Source organism: Rhizobium sp. KDH_Rht_773_N, assembly GCF_052946295.1.
Map to the genome: position 1 here is coordinate 4,301,172 of NZ_CM129525.1, position 18,210 is coordinate 4,319,381.

Genomic DNA, 18,210 nt, shown 5'->3' on the forward strand with positions numbered 1-18,210 from the left:
GGAAACAGGAGAGCAAATGTCCGTCACCATCGCCCTCGAGCCGCCGCGCCAGGATGGCGTGATCCGCCTTCTCGACCTTTCGGACGCCTATGCGCAGTCGCTCTATCCGCCGGAGAGCAATCACCTCGTCGATATTTCGACGCTGGAAAAGCCGGCCGTCAGCTTTCTCGTGGCGCGCAACGGCGGCGAGATCGTCGGCTGCTGCGCGCTGGTGGAGGCAGGCGACGGGACGGCCGAGATCAAGCGCATGTTCGTCGATCCGCAGGCGCGGGGCCTGAAGGTCGCAAGCAGGCTGATGGACCGGCTGGAGGAAATCGGCAGGGAGAAGGGCCTTGAGGCAATCCGCCTGGAGACCGGCATCTACCAGCCCGAGGCAATCGGTCTCTACAGGAAATACGGATATGTCGAGATCGAGCCTTTCGGCTCCTACCAGCCGGATCCGCTGAGCCTCTTCATGGAAAAGCGGCTGGCCTGATCAGCCCTCGGCCGCGCGCTGCACCGGCGGCGCCTGCTCGTCGAGAATGACCTGCGGTCCCGGTCCCGCATCGGCGGTGCGGACTTCGTGTATCCATTCGCGCCAGATCGCCACCAGCAGCGCCATCAGCACCGGGCCGATGAAAAGGCCGAGGAAGCCCATCGTCTTCACGCCGCCGACGAGGCCGAAGAAGGTCGGCAGGAAAGGCAGCTTGATCGGTCCGCCGACGAGCTTCGGGCGCAGCGTCTTATCGACGATGAAGAGTTCGACCGTCCCCCAGACGAAGAGGCCGATACCGGCGACATGTGAGCCGCTGGCCAGCAGATAGACGGATACGAGCGTGAAGGAGAGCGGCGCGCCGCCGGGGATCAGCGCCATGACGCCGGTCAGCACGCCGAGGGTGACAGGCGAGGGCACCCCGGCGATCCAGTAGGCGGCGCCGAGCACGATGCCTTCGCCGATCGCAATCAGCGTCATGCCCATGACGGTGGAACTGATCGTGGCCGGCACGACGCGGGAAATGCGCTCCCAGCGGTTCGGCAGGATGCGCTCCCCGAGCATGTCGATCTGCTTGGAGAAGGAGAAGCCGTCGCGATAGACGAAGAAAAGCGCAATCAGCATGAAGAGCAGCGTCAGCAGCAGGTGGAAGGCGCCGCCGCCGGCGGCCAGGACCGCACGATAGATATTGCCGATATTGGCACCGCTGACAGCCTGGATGAGTTCACCCATGGCGCCCGGCGTGCCGATATATTTCGTCCAGGCCTCGTCGAGATAGGTGCCGACCACGGGCAGGGCGATGATCCATTGCGGTGTTTCCGCGCCGAAGCGGTTGGCGTGGATCGCCCAGGCGACCCAGGTGCGCACTTCGCCCGACGTATAGGCAACCGCAAGACCGATCGGAATGATGAGGAAGGTGAGGATGAGGACGATCGCGATGGTCGCGGCAACGGTCGTATTGCCGCCCACACGCGCCAGCAGCTTGCGATAAAGCGGCCAGCTTGCGAAGCCGATGACAAGTGCTGCAAGCACCGGCACGACGAAACCGTAGAAGAAATAAACGCCGGCTGCGGCAACGAGCACGAGCAGCCAGCGGGCAGCCGAGATCGAAGGTATCAGCGGCGTCCGTGTCGTCGCCGACGGCCCCAGCCATCGCGGTTCGGTATTGGTTTTCTGACGATCAAACACACCCACGCGCGCCTCTTCTTCTTGTTGTCCTAGTTTATGGGCTATGAACCGGGCGGTTTCAAGGTCCGCCCGGCTAAAGCGTATACAAAGCGTGGTTGTTCAGGCGCTCTTTCGCCGCGATATTATTGCGGACGGCGATTGATCTTGAAGGCGTAGAACTGCGTCTTCTGGCCGGTCGAGAAATTATTGTCCGAACCGAGGATCAGAACGTCGGTGCCGTCCTTCGCCTTGCCGATCGCCATGGCCTCGATATTGTCGGGCGGCAGGCCGATGGCACGCAGATCCAGCACCTGGCTCTTGCGGGCGGGAACGACGCGCTGGTCGTTCCTGGCAAGCGATGCGATGCCGGAAACGTCGGTCGCGCCGTCGAGATCCATCATGAAGAGCTTGACGTTGTTGCCGAAGCCCTGCGCATAGCTGCGCTCGACGGCGAGCAGGCGGTGATCGTCAAGGGCGATCATTTCCGACATGCCGTTGTCGTTGCCGCCGTCGGGTTTGGTCGCCGCCTGCGGGATCGGCGAAACCGGGTAGACATATTGAGCCTTCGGCTCGCCGGTTGCGCCGTCGTAGCGGATGATGCGCGAGAGGCTGCCGGTCGTCAGGTTCGGATTCGGGCCGTCCTGATAGAGGGCGGCCTCGACACCGACGAAAACGTCACCGGACGGAGACACGGCCAGATCCTCGAAAGCGAGGTTGTCACGAATGCCGCCGGACTTGTCGGCGGTCGGCGCAAAACCGTCCGGCAGCTTGAACTCGCGCACGAAAGCGCCGTCGGGAGAGGTGACGCGAACGAAGGGGGCGATCAGCGCCTTGGCATCGCCTTCGCTGCCCCAGTAGATGCCGTCCTTGCCGAAGCGGATGGATTCGGGATCGACGGTGCGGATGGCGAAGGGCTGGCCGTTCTTGTCCTGAAACGTGGTGTGCTTGACGATGGTGACGCCCTTGAGACCGGCGGCGCTCACGTCGATATCGAGATCGTAGAAGCGGGCCGGCGCCTTTTCGGAGCGGTCGTCGCTGATGGCGATGTAATGGCCGGTGGCGGTATCGAAATCGAGGCCGGAAATGCCGCCGAACTCGACGCCGTTTTCCATATGGCCGGTGGGGATGACGAATTCACCGAGATAGGAGAGGGAGATGGCTGCCGCGCAATCGCCGAAGGGGCAGGCCGTCTCGACGGTCGCGCCAAGATCGGTGGCGTAAACGGAGGCGGTGCTGGACAGGAGAACGAAAGCGGCAGTCGCGAGAAAACGCTTGGTCATGGCAAAATCCGGCAAAGGGTTGAAACAAAAGGGCCGGCGCTGCAGTGACCTCTTGCGAGGGCAGAGCGCCGGCCGCTCTATTGCGCCGGTATTTTGACGGACTCGTTACGGTTCTTCGTCAGTTCGATGAATTCGTTACGGCTTAAATATCAAGGTCCTCGGCGAAGGCGGCGCGCTCCTGGATGAAGCGGAAGCGGGCCTCGGCCTTGGTTCCCATGAGATCGTCGACGGCGTTGCGCGTGCCCTCGAAATCCACGTCGTCGATCAGCACCCTGAGAAGCGTGCGCTTGGACGGGTCCATGGTGGTTTCCTTGAGCTGCGCGGGCAGCATCTCGCCGAGACCCTTGAAGCGGCTGATCTCGATCTTGGCCTTGCCCTTGAACTCCGTCTCCATCAGCTCGGCGCGATGCTGGTCGTCGCGGGCATAGGCGGACTTCGCCCCCTGCGTGATCTTGTAGAGCGGCGGCACGGCAAGGAAGAGGTGGCCGCCCCGGATCAACTCCGGCATCTCCTGATAGAAGAAGGTGATGAGCAGCGACGCGATATGCGCGCCGTCGACGTCGGCATCGGTCATGACGATGATGCGTTCGTAGCGAAGATCCTCTTCGCGGTACTTGGAGCGCGTGCCGCAGCCGAGCGCCTGAATGAGATCGGATATCTGCTGGTTGGCGGACAGTTTCTCGCGGCCGGCGCTGGCGACGTTGAGGATCTTGCCGCGCAGCGGCAGGATCGCCTGATTGGCGCGGTTGCGCGCCTGCTTGGCGGAGCCGCCTGCCGAGTCACCCTCGACCAGGAAGAGTTCCGCGCCTTCGGCGGTGTTCTGCGAGCAGTCGGCGAGCTTGCCGGGCAGGCGCAGCTTGCGCACCGCGGTCTTGCGGTTGACTTCCTTTTCCTTGCGGCGACGCAGGCGCTCCTCGGCGCGCTCGATCACCCAGTCGAGCAGCTTTTCGGCTTCGGCCGGATTGTCGGCGAGATAATGGTCGAAGGGGTCGCGCAGCGCGTTTTCGACAAGGCGCTGGGCTTCGACGGTTGCCAGGCGATCCTTGGTCTGGCCGACGAATTCCGGCTCACGGATGAAGACCGAGAGCATGCCGACGGCGGAGATCATCACGTCGTCGGTGGTGATCTGGGCGGCGCGCTTGTTCTGCGTCAGTTCGGCATAGCTCTTCAGGCCCTTGGTCAGCGCGATGCGCAGACCCGCCTCATGCGTGCCGCCTTCGGGCGTCGGGATGGTGTTGCAATAGGAATGGACCTGCGGATCGCCGCCATACCAGGTGATCGCCCATTCCAGCGCACCGTGGCCGGCGGCCTTTTCGCTCTTGCCGGCGAAGATTTCGCGGGTGACGGTGAATTCCTTGCCCATCGTCGCCTGCAGGTAATCCTTCAGGCCGCCGGGGAAATGGAAGACGGCCTTGTCGGGCACCTCGGACCCTTCGGGCAGGACGCCGGGATCGCAGCTCCAGCGGATTTCCACGCCGCCGAAAAGATAGGCCTTGGAGCGGGCCATGCGGAAAACGCGCGCCGCGTCGAACTTCGCATGATCGCCGAAGATCTGCGGGTCGGGATGGAAGCGAACCTTGGTGCCGCGGCGGTTGTGCACGTCACCCAGTTCCTCAAGCCCGCCCTGCGGCAGGCCGCGCGAGAAGCGCTGGCGATAAAGCTTGCGGTTTCGCGCCACCTCGACTTCGAGATGATCGGACAGCGCGTTGACGACGGAGACGCCGACACCGTGCAGACCGCCCGATGTCTCGTAGGCCTTGCCGTCGAACTTGCCGCCGGCGTGCAGCTTGGTCATGATGACTTCGAGCGTCGACTTGCCGGGAACCTGCGGATGGTTTTCGACCGGGATGCCGCGCCCGTTATCGGTGACGGTGAGGTAGCCCTCGATATCGAGATGCACGTCGATGAAATCGGCATGGCCGGCCACCGCCTCGTCCATCGAGTTGTCGATGACTTCCGCGAAAAGGTGGTGCAGCGCCTTTTCGTCCGTGCCGCCGATATACATGCCCGGACGCATGCGTACCGGTTCCAGCCCTTCCAGAACACGGATCGAGGACGCGCCGTAATCGTCGCCGTTCGACGCTGCCGGGGCAGGGCGGGCGGCTGCCGGAGCGGCGGCAGGCTTGGCAGCCGGCGCAGCGGGCTTTGCAGCCTCCTCCTGCTTTTGCGTCAGAGGCATTCCGGAAAAGAGGTCGTTGCTGTCTTCCATGGAACCGTTCAGATCTTATTCTCGTAAAGGGCCGCCGCTGGCCCGCGCTAGTCACAGTCCGTATCGCGTTTGCGAATCAGGGGAATTCTGACAGAAAGCGCCCCGATACGCGACGCGCCCCGGATTTGCGGAGCTTTTCAAGATGTGATTTGCGTTGCCGGGCGCCGAATGGCAAGTCGCGGCAGCTCTCTGGGAACCATCTCAATGCCGATGTCCACAAGTCATTGCACCATAATCACTGCAATTGCGGCCTTTTTCCTGTCCGCAGCCGCGACGGCTGCCGCGGGCGACGCCTTGCCGCCCTACAAGGACGAGCTGTTTTCGAAACAGACCGTGCTGCAGACGGGCGATGGCGGCGCTTTCGAAGCGATCGATTACGACGAGATGCGCGACATCAACGGACGCGACCAGATCCCGGAAAAACGCGCCCAGCAGAAATATGTCTCGCTTGGCGTCAGGAAGATGCAGGCCGACGAAACGCTGTCGCTCGACGGCGTCAGGCTCGATGTCACCAGGGTGGGACCGGCCGAGAATGCCGCCTTCACGGTGATCTTCATCCACGGCCGCGACGGCGACCGGCGGCTCGGCGCCAACGACTATTCCTTCGGCGGCAATTTCAACCGGCTGAAGAACCTCACGGCCGGCAATGGCGGGGTCTATTATTCGCCGACGGTCAGGACCTTCGATGCCAGCGGGGTCGCCGCGATCGCCGGGCTGATCCGCTATGCGAGCGCACAGTCTCCCGGCCGCCCGGTCATCCTGAGCTGCGCCTCGATGGGCAGCCAGATCTGCTGGGGTATCTCGCGTGATGCCGATAGCGTCAAGCGGCTGAAGGGCATGCTGATCATGAGCGGCGTTTCGGACCCCGACTTCGTGAAGAGCCCGTTCTACAAGGCGAAGCTGCCGCTCTGGTTTGCCCATGGCAGCCGCGACCCCGTTTATGCGGCCGCCGAGCAGCAGGCGCTGTTCGAGAAACTCAACAAGGCGAAATACCCGGCACATTTCACGCTCTTCCAGAACGGCAATCACGGCACGCCGATCCGCATGATCGACTGGCGAAAGGTGCTGAACTGGATTCTGGCGGCCTGAACGGACGGATTTTGCGCCGCGCGGAGCTTTCAAACGATCATATTCCCCCGACGATGCGCGCGGCGCTTTCCTTTGTTGCAGGCTTTTGCTAAGGCCGCCCGAACAGGCGGATTTTGGGAGGAGCAGCATGACACCTGACGTACGCCCGCTCGTGGCGGGGAACTGGAAGATGAACGGCACGCGCGATTCATTGGACCAGATCAAGGCGATTGCCCAGGGCGTCATGGTCCCGCTGTCGGAAAAGGTCGAAGCCCTGATCTGCCCGCCGGCCACGCTGCTTTACGTGGCAACGGCGCTTGCGACCGACAGCCCGCTTGCAATCGGCGCGCAGGATTGCCACCAGGCACAGAGCGGCGCCCATACCGGCGACATTTCGGCCGAGATGATTGCCGACTGCTACGGCACCTATGTGATCGTCGGCCATTCGGAACGGCGCATCGACCATGCCGAAACCGACCATATGGTGCGGGCCAAGGCGCAGGCCGCCCATCAGGCCGATCTCACCGCCATCGTCTGCATCGGCGAGACCGGCGACGAGCGCGACGCCTACCAGACGCTCGATATCCTGAAACGCCAGCTTTCCGGTTCGCTGCCGGACGAGGCGACGGCCGAAAATACCGTCATTGCCTACGAGCCGGTCTGGGCGATCGGCACCGGGCTGACGCCGACGGCAAAGGATGTGGAAATCGTCCATGCCTTCATCCGCGACGAACTCGTGCTGCGTTTCGGCGACGAGGGCAAGGGGATGCGCATTCTCTATGGCGGTTCGGTCAAGCCCGCAAATGCGCGTGAACTGCTTGCCGTCGACAATGTGGACGGCGCGCTCATCGGCGGGGCGAGCTTGAAAGCCAGCGACTTCCTCGCCATCTACGGCACATACGAAACGCTGCTTGCCTGAAGCGATTGCATATTCCTGGCCGAAGGGCTTGGAATAGCAGATGACCTCATGTAAAGAGCCGCCAGATTTTTACTTTATGTCCGTCCTCAGACGGGCAGGACTGGACCCATGCAGACAGTATTGATTGTCATCCATCTCATGATCGTGCTCGCGCTCGTCGGCGTCGTGCTCATCCAGCGCTCCGAAGGCGGCGGCCTCGGCATCGGCGGCGGATCGGGCTTCATGTCGGCCCGCGGCACGGCCAATGCGCTGACGCGCACGACGGCGATCCTGGCGACGCTGTTCTTCCTCACCTCGCTCGGCCTCGGCATCCTGACCCGTTACGAAAGCCGCCCGACCGATATTCTCGACCGCATTCCGGCAACGAGCGGGCAGGGCAACGGCATTCTCGATTCGCTTGGCGGCGGCAACACGCCCGCTCCGGCCCAGCCGACCGACAATAGCGGCATTCCGAACAGCGGCGCCGCCGCGCCGGCAACGCCAACGCCTGCAGCGCAGGCACCGGCCGCTCAGGCTCCCGCAACTCAGGCACCGGCTGCAAACGCTCCTGCGGCGACTGCTCCGGCCGCTCCGACGACAGCGGCTCCGGCCCAGCCGGAAGCTCCGGCCGCGACCGCGCCGGCGCAGCCTTCCGGCGTCCCCACGGGACAATAAGCCGGTCCAGAAAATGAACCGCCGGCAGGCCCTCGGGTCTGCCGGTTTTCTTTTGTCCGGATTTCATCTCGGCGCCAAAAATTCTGGAAAAGAATTTTTGGGCTGGTGGAATCGTTTTTGAAAAGGTATCCGGTGACTCCCATGGCGCGATACGTATTCATCACTGGCGGCGTGGTTTCTTCCCTCGGAAAAGGAATTGCGGCCGCAGCTCTCGGAGCGTTGTTGCAGGCCCGTGGTTATCGGGTGCGGCTTCGCAAACTCGACCCCTATCTGAACGTGGATCCGGGCACGATGAGCCCGACCCAGCACGGCGAAGTCTTCGTCACCGACGACGGCGCGGAAACCGACCTCGATCTCGGCCACTACGAGCGCTTCACCGGCCGCTCGGCGACCAAGACCGACAACATCACCACCGGCCGCATCTACAAGAACATCATCGACAAGGAACGCCGCGGCGACTATCTCGGCGCGACCGTCCAGGTCATTCCGCACGTCACCAACGAGATCAAGGACTTCGTCACCGAAGGCAATGACGACTACGATTTCGTCATCTGCGAGATCGGCGGCACGGTCGGCGATATCGAGGCGATGCCCTTCATGGAGGCGATCCGCCAGCTCGGCAACGACCTGCCGCGCGGCACCGCGATCTACGTCCACCTGACGCTGATGCCGTATATTCCGGCAGCGGGCGAATTGAAGACCAAGCCGACGCAGCATTCCGTCAAGGAGCTGCAGGCGCTCGGCATTCACCCCGACATTCTGCTGGTGCGCGCCGACCGGGAAATCCCGGAGGCCGAACGCCGCAAGCTGTCGCTGTTCTGCAACGTGCGCCCGTCCGCCGTCATCCAGGCGCTCGACGTTGCCAATATCTACGACGTGCCGATGGCCTATCACAAGGAAGGCCTCGACGACGAAGTGCTGGCCGCCTTCGGCATCGAGCCGGCGCCCAAGCCGCGCCTCGACCAGTGGGAAGAGGTCTGCAACCGTATCCGCACGCCGGAAGGCGAGGTGACGATCGCGATCGTCGGCAAATATACCGGCCTCAAAGATGCCTATAAGTCGCTGATCGAAGCGCTGCATCACGGCGGCATCGCCAACCGCGTCAAGGTCAAGCTCGAATGGATCGAGTCGGAAGTCTTCGAAAAGGAAGATCCGGCGCCTTACCTCGAAAAGGTCCACGGCATTCTGGTCCCCGGCGGCTTCGGCGAGCGCGGTTCGGAAGGCAAGATCCATGCGGCGCGTTTTGCCCGCGAGCGCAAGGTGCCGTATTTCGGCATCTGTTTCGGCATGCAGATGGCCGTCATCGAGGCGGCGCGCAATCTCGCCGACGTTCCCAACGCTTCTTCCACCGAATTCGGCCCGACGCCGGAGCCGGTCGTCGGCCTGATGACCGAATGGGTCAAGGGCAACGAGCTGCAGAAGCGCACGGCATCGGGCGATCTCGGCGGCACGATGCGCCTTGGCGCCTACAAGGCGGCGCTGAAGAAGGGCACGAAGATTTCGGAGATCTACGGCTCGACCGATATTTCCGAGCGTCACCGCCACCGCTACGAAGTCAATATCGACTACAAGGACCGGCTGGAGGATTGCGGCCTGGTCTTCTCCGGCATGTCGCCTGACGGCGTGCTGCCGGAGACGGTCGAATATCCTGACCATCCGTGGTTCATCGGCGTTCAGTACCATCCGGAACTGAAATCCCGCCCGCTCGACCCGCATCCGCTCTTTGCAAGCTTCATCGAAGCGGCGACGGAACAGAGCCGGCTGGTCTGAAATATCGGCCGCTTCCTCCGGGGGGAGGGAGCGGCCTTTCTCTTTCCGTCACGCCGCTTCCGGCAGCGGCCCGACATAGACGGAGCGCGGGCGGATGAGGCGACCTTCCAAAGCCTGTTCGCGGGCATGCGCAATCCAGCCGACGGTGCGGCCAATGGCGAAGACGCCGGTGAAGGCTTCGCGCGGAAAGCCGAGGCTTTCCAGCAGCAGCGCGGTATAGAATTCCACGTTCACATCCAGCGGCCGGTCGGGCTTGCGTTCCTTGAGAATGGCGAGCGCGGCCTGCTCCACGGCTTCGGCCAGCGCGATCCTGGCGGCATCGACCTGGCCGGCAGTGACGAGCGGCTTCAGCGCGTTTTTCAGGGCGTCGGCACGCGGATCGCGCACGCGGTAGATACGATGGCCGAAACCCATCAGCCGTTCGCCGCGATCGAGCGCGGACCGCAGCCAGGGACCGGCATTGGCCTGGCTGCCGATACCGTCGAGCATGTCGAGCACCGGTCCCGGGGCGCCGCCGTGCAGCGGCCCCTTGAGGGCGCTGATCGCCGCCAGAACCGAGGATGTAAGGCCGGCGCGGGTGGAGGCGATGACGCGCGAGGCGAAGGTCGAGGCGTTGAGGCCATGATCCGATATGGTCACGAGATAGGTGTCGAGGGCTGCGGCCTGCTCGGCGCTCGCTACCGCGCCCGAGAGCATGCGCAGGATATCGGCCGACTGCGGCAGGCCGGCATCGGGCCTGACCGGCTTTTGGCCGCGTTGCAGGCGCAGCACCGCGGGCAGGAAGACGGCAGGGGCTGCGAGCAGGCGAAGTGCGGTATCGATATCCTCGCCATCGGGCAGGCGGGCGAGGAGCGCGCGCATGGCATCGACGGGCGGCAGCGCCAGCAGGCGCGAGTCGGCAGCCTCCACCTGGACGAAGACCTCCGTTCGCGCTTCGCCGAGCCGGCGGCGCAATTCGCCCGCGTCGAGATGCGGCTCGATCAGGCCGTCCAGCAGCAGGGCGGCGACATCCTCATAGGTGCTGCGCCCGGCCAGATGATCCAGCGATACGCCGCGGATGATCAGCCGGCCGGCTTCGCCGTCGACATCCGAGAGCTGGGTTTCAGCGGCAATGACATCTTCCAAACCGTTTTTCATGGGTCTTTCTCCTTTACCGGATCAAAGATCTGTCCTAGTTTGATTGACGTCAATCTTGATGCAATCGATCAACATGAGGCAGCCATGACCTGGTTGACGGCAGAGGAAGCACTGGCCGAACTCGGCACCAAGCCGCAGACGCTCTATGCCAATGTCAGCCGCGGCCGCATCCGCGCCAAGGCCGACCCGGCCGATCCGCGCCGCAGCCTCTACCAGGAAAGCGACGTCAAGCGGCTTGCCGAGCGCCATGCCGGCCGGCGCAAGAGCGAGACGGTCGCCGCCGAGGCGATCCGTTGGGGCGATCCGGTGCTGGCCTCGTCGATCTCGACCATCGTGGCCGGACGATTGCTCTATCGGGGGCAGGACGCAGCGGCGCTCTCCGCTCATGCGACGCTGGAAGAGACGGCGCGCCTGCTGTGGGACGCGCAAAATTTTTCCTGCCCACCGAACGCTTCGCCGGAGCCGGCTTCGCCTTCCATCCAGGCAGCGCTTCTGGCGCTGGCCGGGCGGGCGGGCACCGACCTGCCGTCGCTCGGGCGTGCGCGCTCAGCCCTGCAGGCGGAGGCATGCAATGTGCTTTCAGCCGTTGCGGACGTGTTGGCACCAGGGTCTGCGGACCATCCCCTGCATCATCGCCTGGCCATGTGCTGGGGCAGGCCCGAGGCCGCCGATTGCCTGCGGATCGCGCTTGTCATGCTCGCCGATCACGAACTCAACGCTTCCACCTTCGCGGTGCGGGTCACGGTTTCGACGGGCGCGTCGCTGACTGCCGCCGTTCTGTCGGGCCTTGCGACGCTGACCGGGCCGCTGCATGGCTCGGCCTGGCGCGGCGTCGATGCCCTTGCCGAGGCCGCCGCAACCATTGGCGCCGAACAGGCGATCCGCCGCCTGCTGCTGCGGGGAAGCAAGCCGGCCGCTTTCGGGCACCAGCTTTATCCTGACGGCGACGTAAGGGCCAAGGTGCTGCTCTCGACCTTCGACATGCCGGCCGTCTTCCTTGACGTGCAGCGGGCCGGAGAAGAGATGGTGGGAGAGAAGGTCAATGTCGATTTCGCGCTAGCGGCCATGACCGCGGCCTTCGGTCTGCCCGAGGAGGCGCCGATCATCATCTTCGCGCTGGCACGCACGGCGGGCTGGCTCGCCCATGCGATGGAGCAGATCGAGAGCGGCCATCTGATCCGCCCGCGTGCCCGTTATTTCGGTCCGTCACCGGCCGGCCCCGAACGCTGAAGCTCTCCGGGTGGCTTGCGCAACTTCCAGTTTTTGCATAGGGATCGTGATTGCAAAACCGCTGCACACTTTTGCGCGACATGCGTTAGTATGGGCCATCCGGCGCATTCAGAAATGCACCTGACGGTCACGAGGGGCGGATCATGAAAGCCATGCCAGCATTCTCCCGCAGCCTGTTTTCGGCTGTGCTGATCATCGGCCTGCTGCCTGAGGGCGCAGCCAATGCCCAGTCTGCCGGATGTGCGATCTCGCGAGCGGCGAACGGCAACCAGGTTTTCCGTTGCCCGGGCGGCGTCAGCATCACCGCCGAACGCGGGGCATCCTTCAGGCTGACCGACCGCAATCGCGACGGCAGCCCGGATTCATTGTCCCTGCGCAGCAAGGCCGTGCTCGTCGATGTCGACAGCGCCCAACATCGCGGTGGCTTCCAGGTGGTGACGCCACAGGCGATCGCCGCCGTGCGGGGCACGCAATGGGCCGTCGACGTCAAAAGCGGCACGACATCCGTACTCGTCACCCGCGGCCGCGTCGGCGTGCGTCGTCCGGCTGGCGCCGCAGTGGTGCTGGGTCCAGGCGAGGGCGTCGATGTCGAGCGGGGGACGGAGCCGCTGACGGTGCGCACCTGGCCCGGCGAACGCGCTGCGGCACTTCTTGCACGCCTCGGCCAGTAAGACACCATGAACCATCGCTTCCAGACCGTGACCGCACTGCTGCTCGCCGGTCTGTGGGGCGCGATGCTCGGCTATTTTCACCTTCGGCCGGGCTTCGACCCGCTGGAGCGAATGGAAGCGACGCTGGCCGACCTGCGCAGCACGATCGCCGGGGTTCGCACGCCGCCCGACATCGTTTCCATCATCGCGATCGATGACCGCACGGCGGCAGCGCACGGCTACCCGCTGAGCCGCGCCACGCTCGCCAACCTCGTGACATCCATCGGCACGCTGCAGCCGAAGGCGCTGGCGCTGGACATTCTGCTTGTCGATCCCGGGCCGGAGGAGGGGGATGCCGCGCTCGCCGCTGCCTTGAAGGCGACACCGAGCATCATTGCCGGCGCGGCAACCTTTCCGCAAAGTCTCCAGCCGGTGACGGCGAACGCGGAAGATCCGCTGGCGGCGGTTCCGGAGGCGCAGCAGCTTCTGTTGCCGCAGCCGCGCTTTGAGGACGCGGCAGCCCTCGGCATCGTCAATGTCGCAACGGACCAGAGCGGCGTGCCGCGCTTCATTCCGCTGTTTTCGCGCGCACCCGGCCGGCTGGATGCGGCCTTTCCCCTGCGGACGGCCTCGATTGCGCTTGGCGCCGAACCTTTGATCGAGACGGACGACATCCGGCTCGGCGCTCACCGCATTCCGACCGATACCGGCCAGCGCCTGCCGCTCACCTTCTACGGACCGGCAGGCAGTATCCGCACGTTCAGCGCAGCCGATGCGCTCGACGGCAAGCTGCCGGCAGATGCTGTTGCCGGCAAGGTGGTTGTGATCGGCGCGACGGTCACTGGCGGCGGCGACGTCTTCCCGACGCCGTTCGATCCCATTCTGCCGGGTGTCGAGGTCATGTCGACGGCGATTACCCATCTGATCGCCGGCGACGGCATGGTGCGCGACCACAAGGTGCGGCAGGCGGATGCCGGCATCGCCGTTATCCTGCCCATGCTGCTGGTGGCGCTGATCGCGTGGCGGAGAAGCGCGCTCGGTTTCGTCATCATCGGCCTGACGGTCATTGTCTGGGCGATGCTCAACCTCGCGGCCTTTGCGAACGGCTATTGGCTGAGCGCGGCCCTGCCGATTGCGGCGGGCCTGCCGCCGGCGCTGATTTTCGGCGCTGCCGAACTCTGGCGCGACCGCAGCCGCGCGCGGCACTTCGCCGACCAGTCGGCGCGGCTGCAGCGCATCGAGGCGCCGGGTCTCGGCGAATGGCTGGCGCGCGATCCGGCCTTCCTTGCCGAACCGGTGCGGCAGAACGCCTCCGTGGTCTTCATCGACCTCTCGGGTTTCACCGGCCTCAGCGAGGCCGTCGGGCCGGCTGCCGTGCGGGAGATCCTCAGCAGCTTCTTCGAACTGATCGACGAGGAGACGCGCCAGCACGGCGGGGCGATCACGAGCTTCATGGGCGACGGCGCCATGATGCTGTTCGGGCTGCCGGCACCGGCAGCCGACGATGCGGCCCGGGCTGCGGCCTGCGCGGTACGGCTGGCGGAGCGCACCCGCCTCTTCCTTGCCGGTCATCCGGAGCTTCGCCGCAGGAAGATCGGCTTCAAGCTCGGCGCCCATTGCGGCACGATCGTCGCCTCGCGTCTCGGCAGCGGCGACCGGCAGCAGATCACCGCGACGGGCGATACCGTGAATGTCGCGCAGCGCCTCATGGAAGTCGCCGCCAGCCGGGGTGCCGAGCTTGCGCTCAGCGCCAGCCTGCTCGATGCCGCCGGTCCCGACGCCATTCCATTGCGGACGGGGCGGCTGACCGGGCCGTTCGAGACGAAACTTCGCGGCCGCTCCGGCGGCATCGCCATCTACACATGGCGTGGCGAGACACTTTGACAATCGCAGCCGGAGCGAGTAGGAACGGCCCAACTCTTCGGCCGGACGAGTCCGGCTACGGCGCTTGACGCGCCTGACAGCTCCGAAAGATCGAACAAATGACTGAATATAACGGCGTCGTTCCGGCGATCGCCAAGGCGTTGCAGAAGCGCGGCTACACCGAGCTCACTCCTGTCCAGAAGGCGATGCTCGACCCGGCGCTTGCCGCCTCCGACGCTCTCGTTTCCGCGCAGACCGGCTCGGGCAAGACCGTCGCCTTCGGGCTGGCGCTTGCGCCGACCCTGCTCGATGGCGTCGAGCGCTTTGCGCCGGCGGCCGCCCCGCTTGCCCTGGTGATCGCACCGACGCGCGAACTGGCGCTGCAGGTCAAGCGCGAGCTGGAATGGCTCTATGAAATGGCCGGCGCCGTCATCGTCAGCTGCGTCGGCGGCATGGATATCCGCAGCGAGCGCCGGGCGCTGGAACGTGGCGCCCATATCGTCGTCGGCACGCCGGGGCGCCTGTGCGACCATATCCGCCGCAATGCGCTCGACATGGCCGATCTCAAGGCTGTCGTGCTCGACGAGGCGGACGAGATGCTTGATCTCGGTTTCCGCGAAGACCTGGAATTCATCCTGGAATCGGCACCCGACGAGCGCCGCACGCTGATGTTCTCCGCGACGGTGCCCGCAGCTATCGCCAAGCTCGCCAAGAGCTATCAGCGCGACGCGGTGCGCATTTCCACGCAGGCGGAAGAAAAGCAGCATGTCGATATCGAATATCGCGCGCTCGTCGTCTCGCCGAGCGACCGAGAAAACGCGATCATCAACGTGCTGCGCTACTACGAAGCGCGCAATGCGATCGTCTTCTGTTCGACGCGCGCGGCCGTCAACCACCTGACGGCGCGGTTCCACAACCGCAACTTCAATGTCGTGGCCCTGTCGGGCGAGCTGACGCAGAACGAGCGCAGCCATGCGCTGCAGGCCATGCGCGACGGGCGTGCGCGCGTCTGCATCGCGACCGACGTGGCGGCGCGCGGTATCGACCTGCCGGGCCTCGATCTCGTCGTACATGCCGACCTGCCGACCAATCCGGAAACGCTGCTGCACCGCAGCGGCCGCACGGGCCGCGCAGGCCGCAAGGGCGTCAGCGCGCTCATCGTGCCGCTCAACGTGCGGCGCAAGGCCGAACGCCTGCTCGACAATGCCGGCATCGCCGCCAGCTGGGCACGGCCGCCTTCCGCCGAAGAGGTGATGGCGCGGGACGACGAGCGGCTGCTGGCCGATCCGATCTTTGCCGACAGGCCACAGGACGAAGAACAGGATCTGGTGCAGAAACTCATCGCCAGCCACGGCGCCGAGACGCTGGCCGCCGCCTTCGTGCGCCTCTACCGCGCCAACCAGTCGGCGCCGGAAGACCTGATCGAGGTTTCCGTCCAGGACGACCGCGCCCGCAAGCGCCGCGACAATGGCGAGGCACGCGAATTCGCACCGGCGCAGAAGGGGCCGCGCGACGATTTCGGCCCGAGTGTCTGGTTCTCGGTTTCCGTCGGCCGCAAACAGAATGCCGAACCGCGCTGGCTGATCCCGATGCTGTGCCGCAACGGCAATCTCACCAAGCGCGAGATCGGCGCGATCAAGATGCAGCCGGACGAAACCTTCGTGGAAATCGCGGCCGACAGCGCCGACGGTTTTCTCGGTGCGCTCGGCCCCAACAAGACGATGGAGCGCGGCATCCGCGTGGTCAGGCTGAACGGCACGCCGGATTTCAGCAAGCCTGCCTACGCGAAGAAATCCTTCGAAGAGCGCGGCGACGATCGCTTCCGGGGCGACAAGCCGAAGGGCAAGTTCAACAAGGACAGGCCGGCCGGCGCGGAGCGCCAGGACGACAGGCCCTGGACCAAGAAGCCCGGCAAGCCGAAATTCGAGGGCGGCAAATTCGAGGGCGGCAAGGGCAAGTTCGATGGCCCCAGGTTTGATGGCGGCAAGGGCAAGTTCGCCAAGAAGAAAGACCGCTGAGGCGGTCGCCGGCCGCACCGGTAAGGCGATGCGGCCGGCTGAAGCGCGTCACGATCCTTCAGATTCGCGTGCCGCGCTTTAGCTCTTTGTTTTCACGTGTCGCGGCCGCAGAACCGCAGCGCAGATCTCAGCTGCGCTCGCCTCGACCGGCTGCTGCGAGGATGAGATTGGCGACGGCGCGCGGCTGGGAAATCAGCGAAACGTGGCTGGCGTCGAGTTCCACCGTCGTTGCGTTCATGCGTTTTGCCATGAAGCGTTCGAGATCGGGATTGATGGTGCGGTCGTTCTTCGAAACGGCATACCATGACGGCTTGGAGCGCCAGGCGGCAACGGTCGTCCTGGCATTGAACAGCGTGTCGGAAATGCGGCCCTGCACGGCATAGAGCGCCTTGGCGCGGGCGACCGGCAGATCGCCGGCAAAATCCCTGACGAAAGCCTCCTCATTCAACTGGGCGTAACCGCCATTGTGGACGAGACCGGCGCTGGCCGGCGGCGTCGGGTACTGCCTGGCGAGTGCCGTATAATCCTCGCCGGCATCGGGCGCACGCGCGGCGATATAGACGAGCGCCGTGACTTTCGGATCGACACCGGCTTCGGTGACGATCATGCCGGAATAGGAATGGCCGGCAAGCACGGTCGGCCCGTCCATGAGGGCGAGGGTGCGCCTTGTGGCTTCGACATCGTCTGCAAAAGAGGTGAGGGGGTTCTGCACGGCCATGACATTGAGCCCGGCCGCCTGCAGGCGGGGGATGACATCCAGCCAGCAGGATGCGTCGGCATAGGCGCCATGGACGAGAACCACGTTCTTCGCCCTGGTTACGCCGGCGGCCCGGCCGGCGGCCGGAAACATGCTGAGCGCGGCCCCTGCAACGAGAGCGGCCGAGAATGAACGTCTGGTGATCGGTTGCATCATGGAGTCCTCCTGCTTCGGGAAATGGGAACGATGCCCTTCGGCGTCGCGGGCGAAAGTTACGCCGGCAGGCGGGCTTCCATAACTATACAAAGGTCCAGCGAGGTATTATGCGTCACGCATGGCCGGATCGGTCTGCAGCAACGAGAAGCGACCGACGGCAGATGAGACCGGCTCCCGCAGATGACCATCCCGACCTGACGGCCTTCATCCGGGCGAACCTGCCGCTTGCGGAAATACCGTCGATACCGGGTATCCGGCTGCACACAGCCACACCGAAGAGCGGCCTCTATCGCCTTGCAATGGCCGACGGCTCCGATCTGATGCCGCCTTACTGGGCCTATCCCTGGGCAGGTGGCGCGGTACTCGCACGCTACCTTCTGGACCAGCCGCAGGAGGTCGCCGGCAAACGTGTCGTCGATCTCGGAACAGGCTCCGGCCTTGTCGCCATCATGGCGATGAAATGCGCAGCAGCGCATGTGCTCGCCGTGGATATCGATGCGAAAGCGATCGCTGCAGCACGGCTGAATGCCGCAGCCAATGGGGTCTCCATCGACGTCCGGCTCGGCGACATTATCGACGGCGCGCCGCCCGCAGCCGACGTGGTTCTGGCCGGTGACGTGTTCTACGACGAGGCGCTGGCGGAGCGGGTCCTGCCTTTTTTCCGGCGCTGCCGCACGGCCGGTCTCGATGTGCTCATCGGCGATCCGGGCAGGGCGCCTCTGCCGACCGGCTCCCTTCTGCGGATCGCAGACTATGCCGTTGCCGATTTCGGCGGCGCCAGGGGCAGCCCGACCGCCACCAGCGCGGTGTTCCGCTTGAGGTGAAAGGCCGCAGATGGCCTCGGTCGGGCCATCCGCCTT

At 64.9% G+C, this 18,210-nt stretch carries 15 protein-coding genes; 10 read left to right on the forward strand and 5 right to left on the reverse strand.

Features of this window, described 5'->3' with window-relative positions; genetic code table 11:
- Window positions 1-16: 16 nt before the first annotated feature.
- Window positions 17-475 carry a GNAT family N-acetyltransferase gene (locus tag ACU8HS_RS21380; protein ID WP_112757760.1) on the forward strand — a complete coding sequence of 153 codons (459 nt, stop codon included), beginning with the start codon at window positions 17-19 and terminating at the stop codon, window positions 473-475.
- Here the strand turns inward: ACU8HS_RS21380 and ACU8HS_RS21385 are convergent, their stop codons facing one another.
- The 3 genes from ACU8HS_RS21385 to parE all read right to left on the reverse strand — a co-directional run bounded on the left by ACU8HS_RS21385 (window position 476) and on the right by parE (window position 5,128).
- Window positions 476-1,666 carry an AI-2E family transporter gene (locus tag ACU8HS_RS21385; protein ID WP_112567797.1) on the reverse strand — a complete coding sequence of 397 codons (1,191 nt, stop codon included), beginning with the start codon at window positions 1,664-1,666 and terminating at the stop codon, window positions 476-478. It abuts the gene before it with no gap.
- A 116-nt stretch (window positions 1,667-1,782) separates the two neighbouring features.
- Complete coding sequence (locus ACU8HS_RS21390; RefSeq protein ID WP_447015155.1) at window positions 1,783-2,919, reverse strand: esterase-like activity of phytase family protein; 1,137 nt, start codon at window positions 2,917-2,919, stop codon at window positions 1,783-1,785.
- A 142-nt stretch (window positions 2,920-3,061) separates the two neighbouring features.
- Complete coding sequence (gene parE, locus ACU8HS_RS21395) at window positions 3,062-5,128, reverse strand: DNA topoisomerase IV subunit B (protein ID WP_447015156.1); 2,067 nt, start codon at window positions 5,126-5,128, stop codon at window positions 3,062-3,064.
- 204 nt (window positions 5,129-5,332) lie between these two features.
- On the opposite strand from parE, the gene ACU8HS_RS21400 reads away from it, so the two are divergent.
- From ACU8HS_RS21400 to ACU8HS_RS21415, 4 genes are all read left to right on the forward strand, one after another.
- Window positions 5,333-6,217 carry an alpha/beta hydrolase gene (locus tag ACU8HS_RS21400; RefSeq protein WP_447015157.1) on the forward strand — a complete coding sequence of 295 codons (885 nt, stop codon included), beginning with the start codon at window positions 5,333-5,335 and terminating at the stop codon, window positions 6,215-6,217.
- A 127-nt stretch (window positions 6,218-6,344) separates the two neighbouring features.
- Window positions 6,345-7,115 (forward strand): triose-phosphate isomerase, encoded by a 771-nt coding sequence (gene tpiA / locus ACU8HS_RS21405; RefSeq protein ID WP_112757768.1) that lies wholly within the window; start codon window positions 6,345-6,347, stop codon window positions 7,113-7,115.
- 108 nt (window positions 7,116-7,223) lie between these two features.
- Window positions 7,224-7,769, forward strand: a complete 546-nt coding sequence (gene secG / locus ACU8HS_RS21410) for a preprotein translocase subunit SecG (protein ID WP_113412337.1) — start codon at window positions 7,224-7,226, stop codon at window positions 7,767-7,769.
- A 141-nt stretch (window positions 7,770-7,910) separates the two neighbouring features.
- Entirely contained in the window at window positions 7,911-9,539 is a 1,629-nt protein-coding gene (locus ACU8HS_RS21415; protein WP_112705560.1) for a CTP synthase, read from the forward strand.
- A 48-nt stretch (window positions 9,540-9,587) separates the two neighbouring features.
- On the opposite strand, the gene ACU8HS_RS21420 is transcribed toward ACU8HS_RS21415, so the two are convergent.
- Window positions 9,588-10,676 carry a citrate synthase/methylcitrate synthase gene (locus ACU8HS_RS21420; RefSeq protein WP_112757993.1) on the reverse strand — a complete coding sequence of 363 codons (1,089 nt, stop codon included), beginning with the start codon at window positions 10,674-10,676 and terminating at the stop codon, window positions 9,588-9,590.
- Between the two features lie 84 nt (window positions 10,677-10,760).
- Here ACU8HS_RS21420 and ACU8HS_RS21425 point away from each other — a divergent pair, with 84 nt between their 5' ends.
- The 4 genes from ACU8HS_RS21425 to ACU8HS_RS21440 all read left to right on the forward strand — a co-directional run bounded on the left by ACU8HS_RS21425 (window position 10,761) and on the right by ACU8HS_RS21440 (window position 16,437).
- On the forward strand, window positions 10,761-11,906 hold the full coding sequence (locus tag ACU8HS_RS21425) for a citrate/2-methylcitrate synthase (protein WP_447015158.1): 1,146 nt from the start codon (window positions 10,761-10,763) through the stop codon (window positions 11,904-11,906).
- A 152-nt stretch (window positions 11,907-12,058) separates the two neighbouring features.
- Complete coding sequence (locus tag ACU8HS_RS21430) at window positions 12,059-12,577, forward strand: FecR domain-containing protein (protein WP_447015932.1); 519 nt, start codon at window positions 12,059-12,061, stop codon at window positions 12,575-12,577.
- A gap of 6 nt (window positions 12,578-12,583) precedes the next feature.
- Window positions 12,584-14,440, forward strand: coding sequence for an adenylate/guanylate cyclase domain-containing protein (locus ACU8HS_RS21435; RefSeq protein WP_112567815.1), 1,857 nt, complete (start codon window positions 12,584-12,586; stop codon window positions 14,438-14,440).
- A 98-nt stretch (window positions 14,441-14,538) separates the two neighbouring features.
- Window positions 14,539-16,437 carry a DEAD/DEAH box helicase gene (locus ACU8HS_RS21440; RefSeq protein WP_112757761.1) on the forward strand — a complete coding sequence of 633 codons (1,899 nt, stop codon included), beginning with the start codon at window positions 14,539-14,541 and terminating at the stop codon, window positions 16,435-16,437.
- A 127-nt stretch (window positions 16,438-16,564) separates the two neighbouring features.
- Here the strand turns inward: ACU8HS_RS21440 and ACU8HS_RS21445 are convergent, their stop codons facing one another.
- The gene (locus tag ACU8HS_RS21445) at window positions 16,565-17,347 is read right to left on the reverse strand and encodes an alpha/beta fold hydrolase (RefSeq protein ID WP_447015933.1); all 783 of its coding nucleotides are present in this window, start codon (window positions 17,345-17,347) and stop codon (window positions 16,565-16,567) included.
- A 164-nt stretch (window positions 17,348-17,511) separates the two neighbouring features.
- On the opposite strand from ACU8HS_RS21445, the gene ACU8HS_RS21450 reads away from it, so the two are divergent.
- Entirely contained in the window at window positions 17,512-18,174 is a 663-nt protein-coding gene (locus ACU8HS_RS21450; RefSeq protein WP_447015159.1) for a class I SAM-dependent methyltransferase, read from the forward strand.
- Window positions 18,175-18,210: the final 36 nt, after the last annotated feature.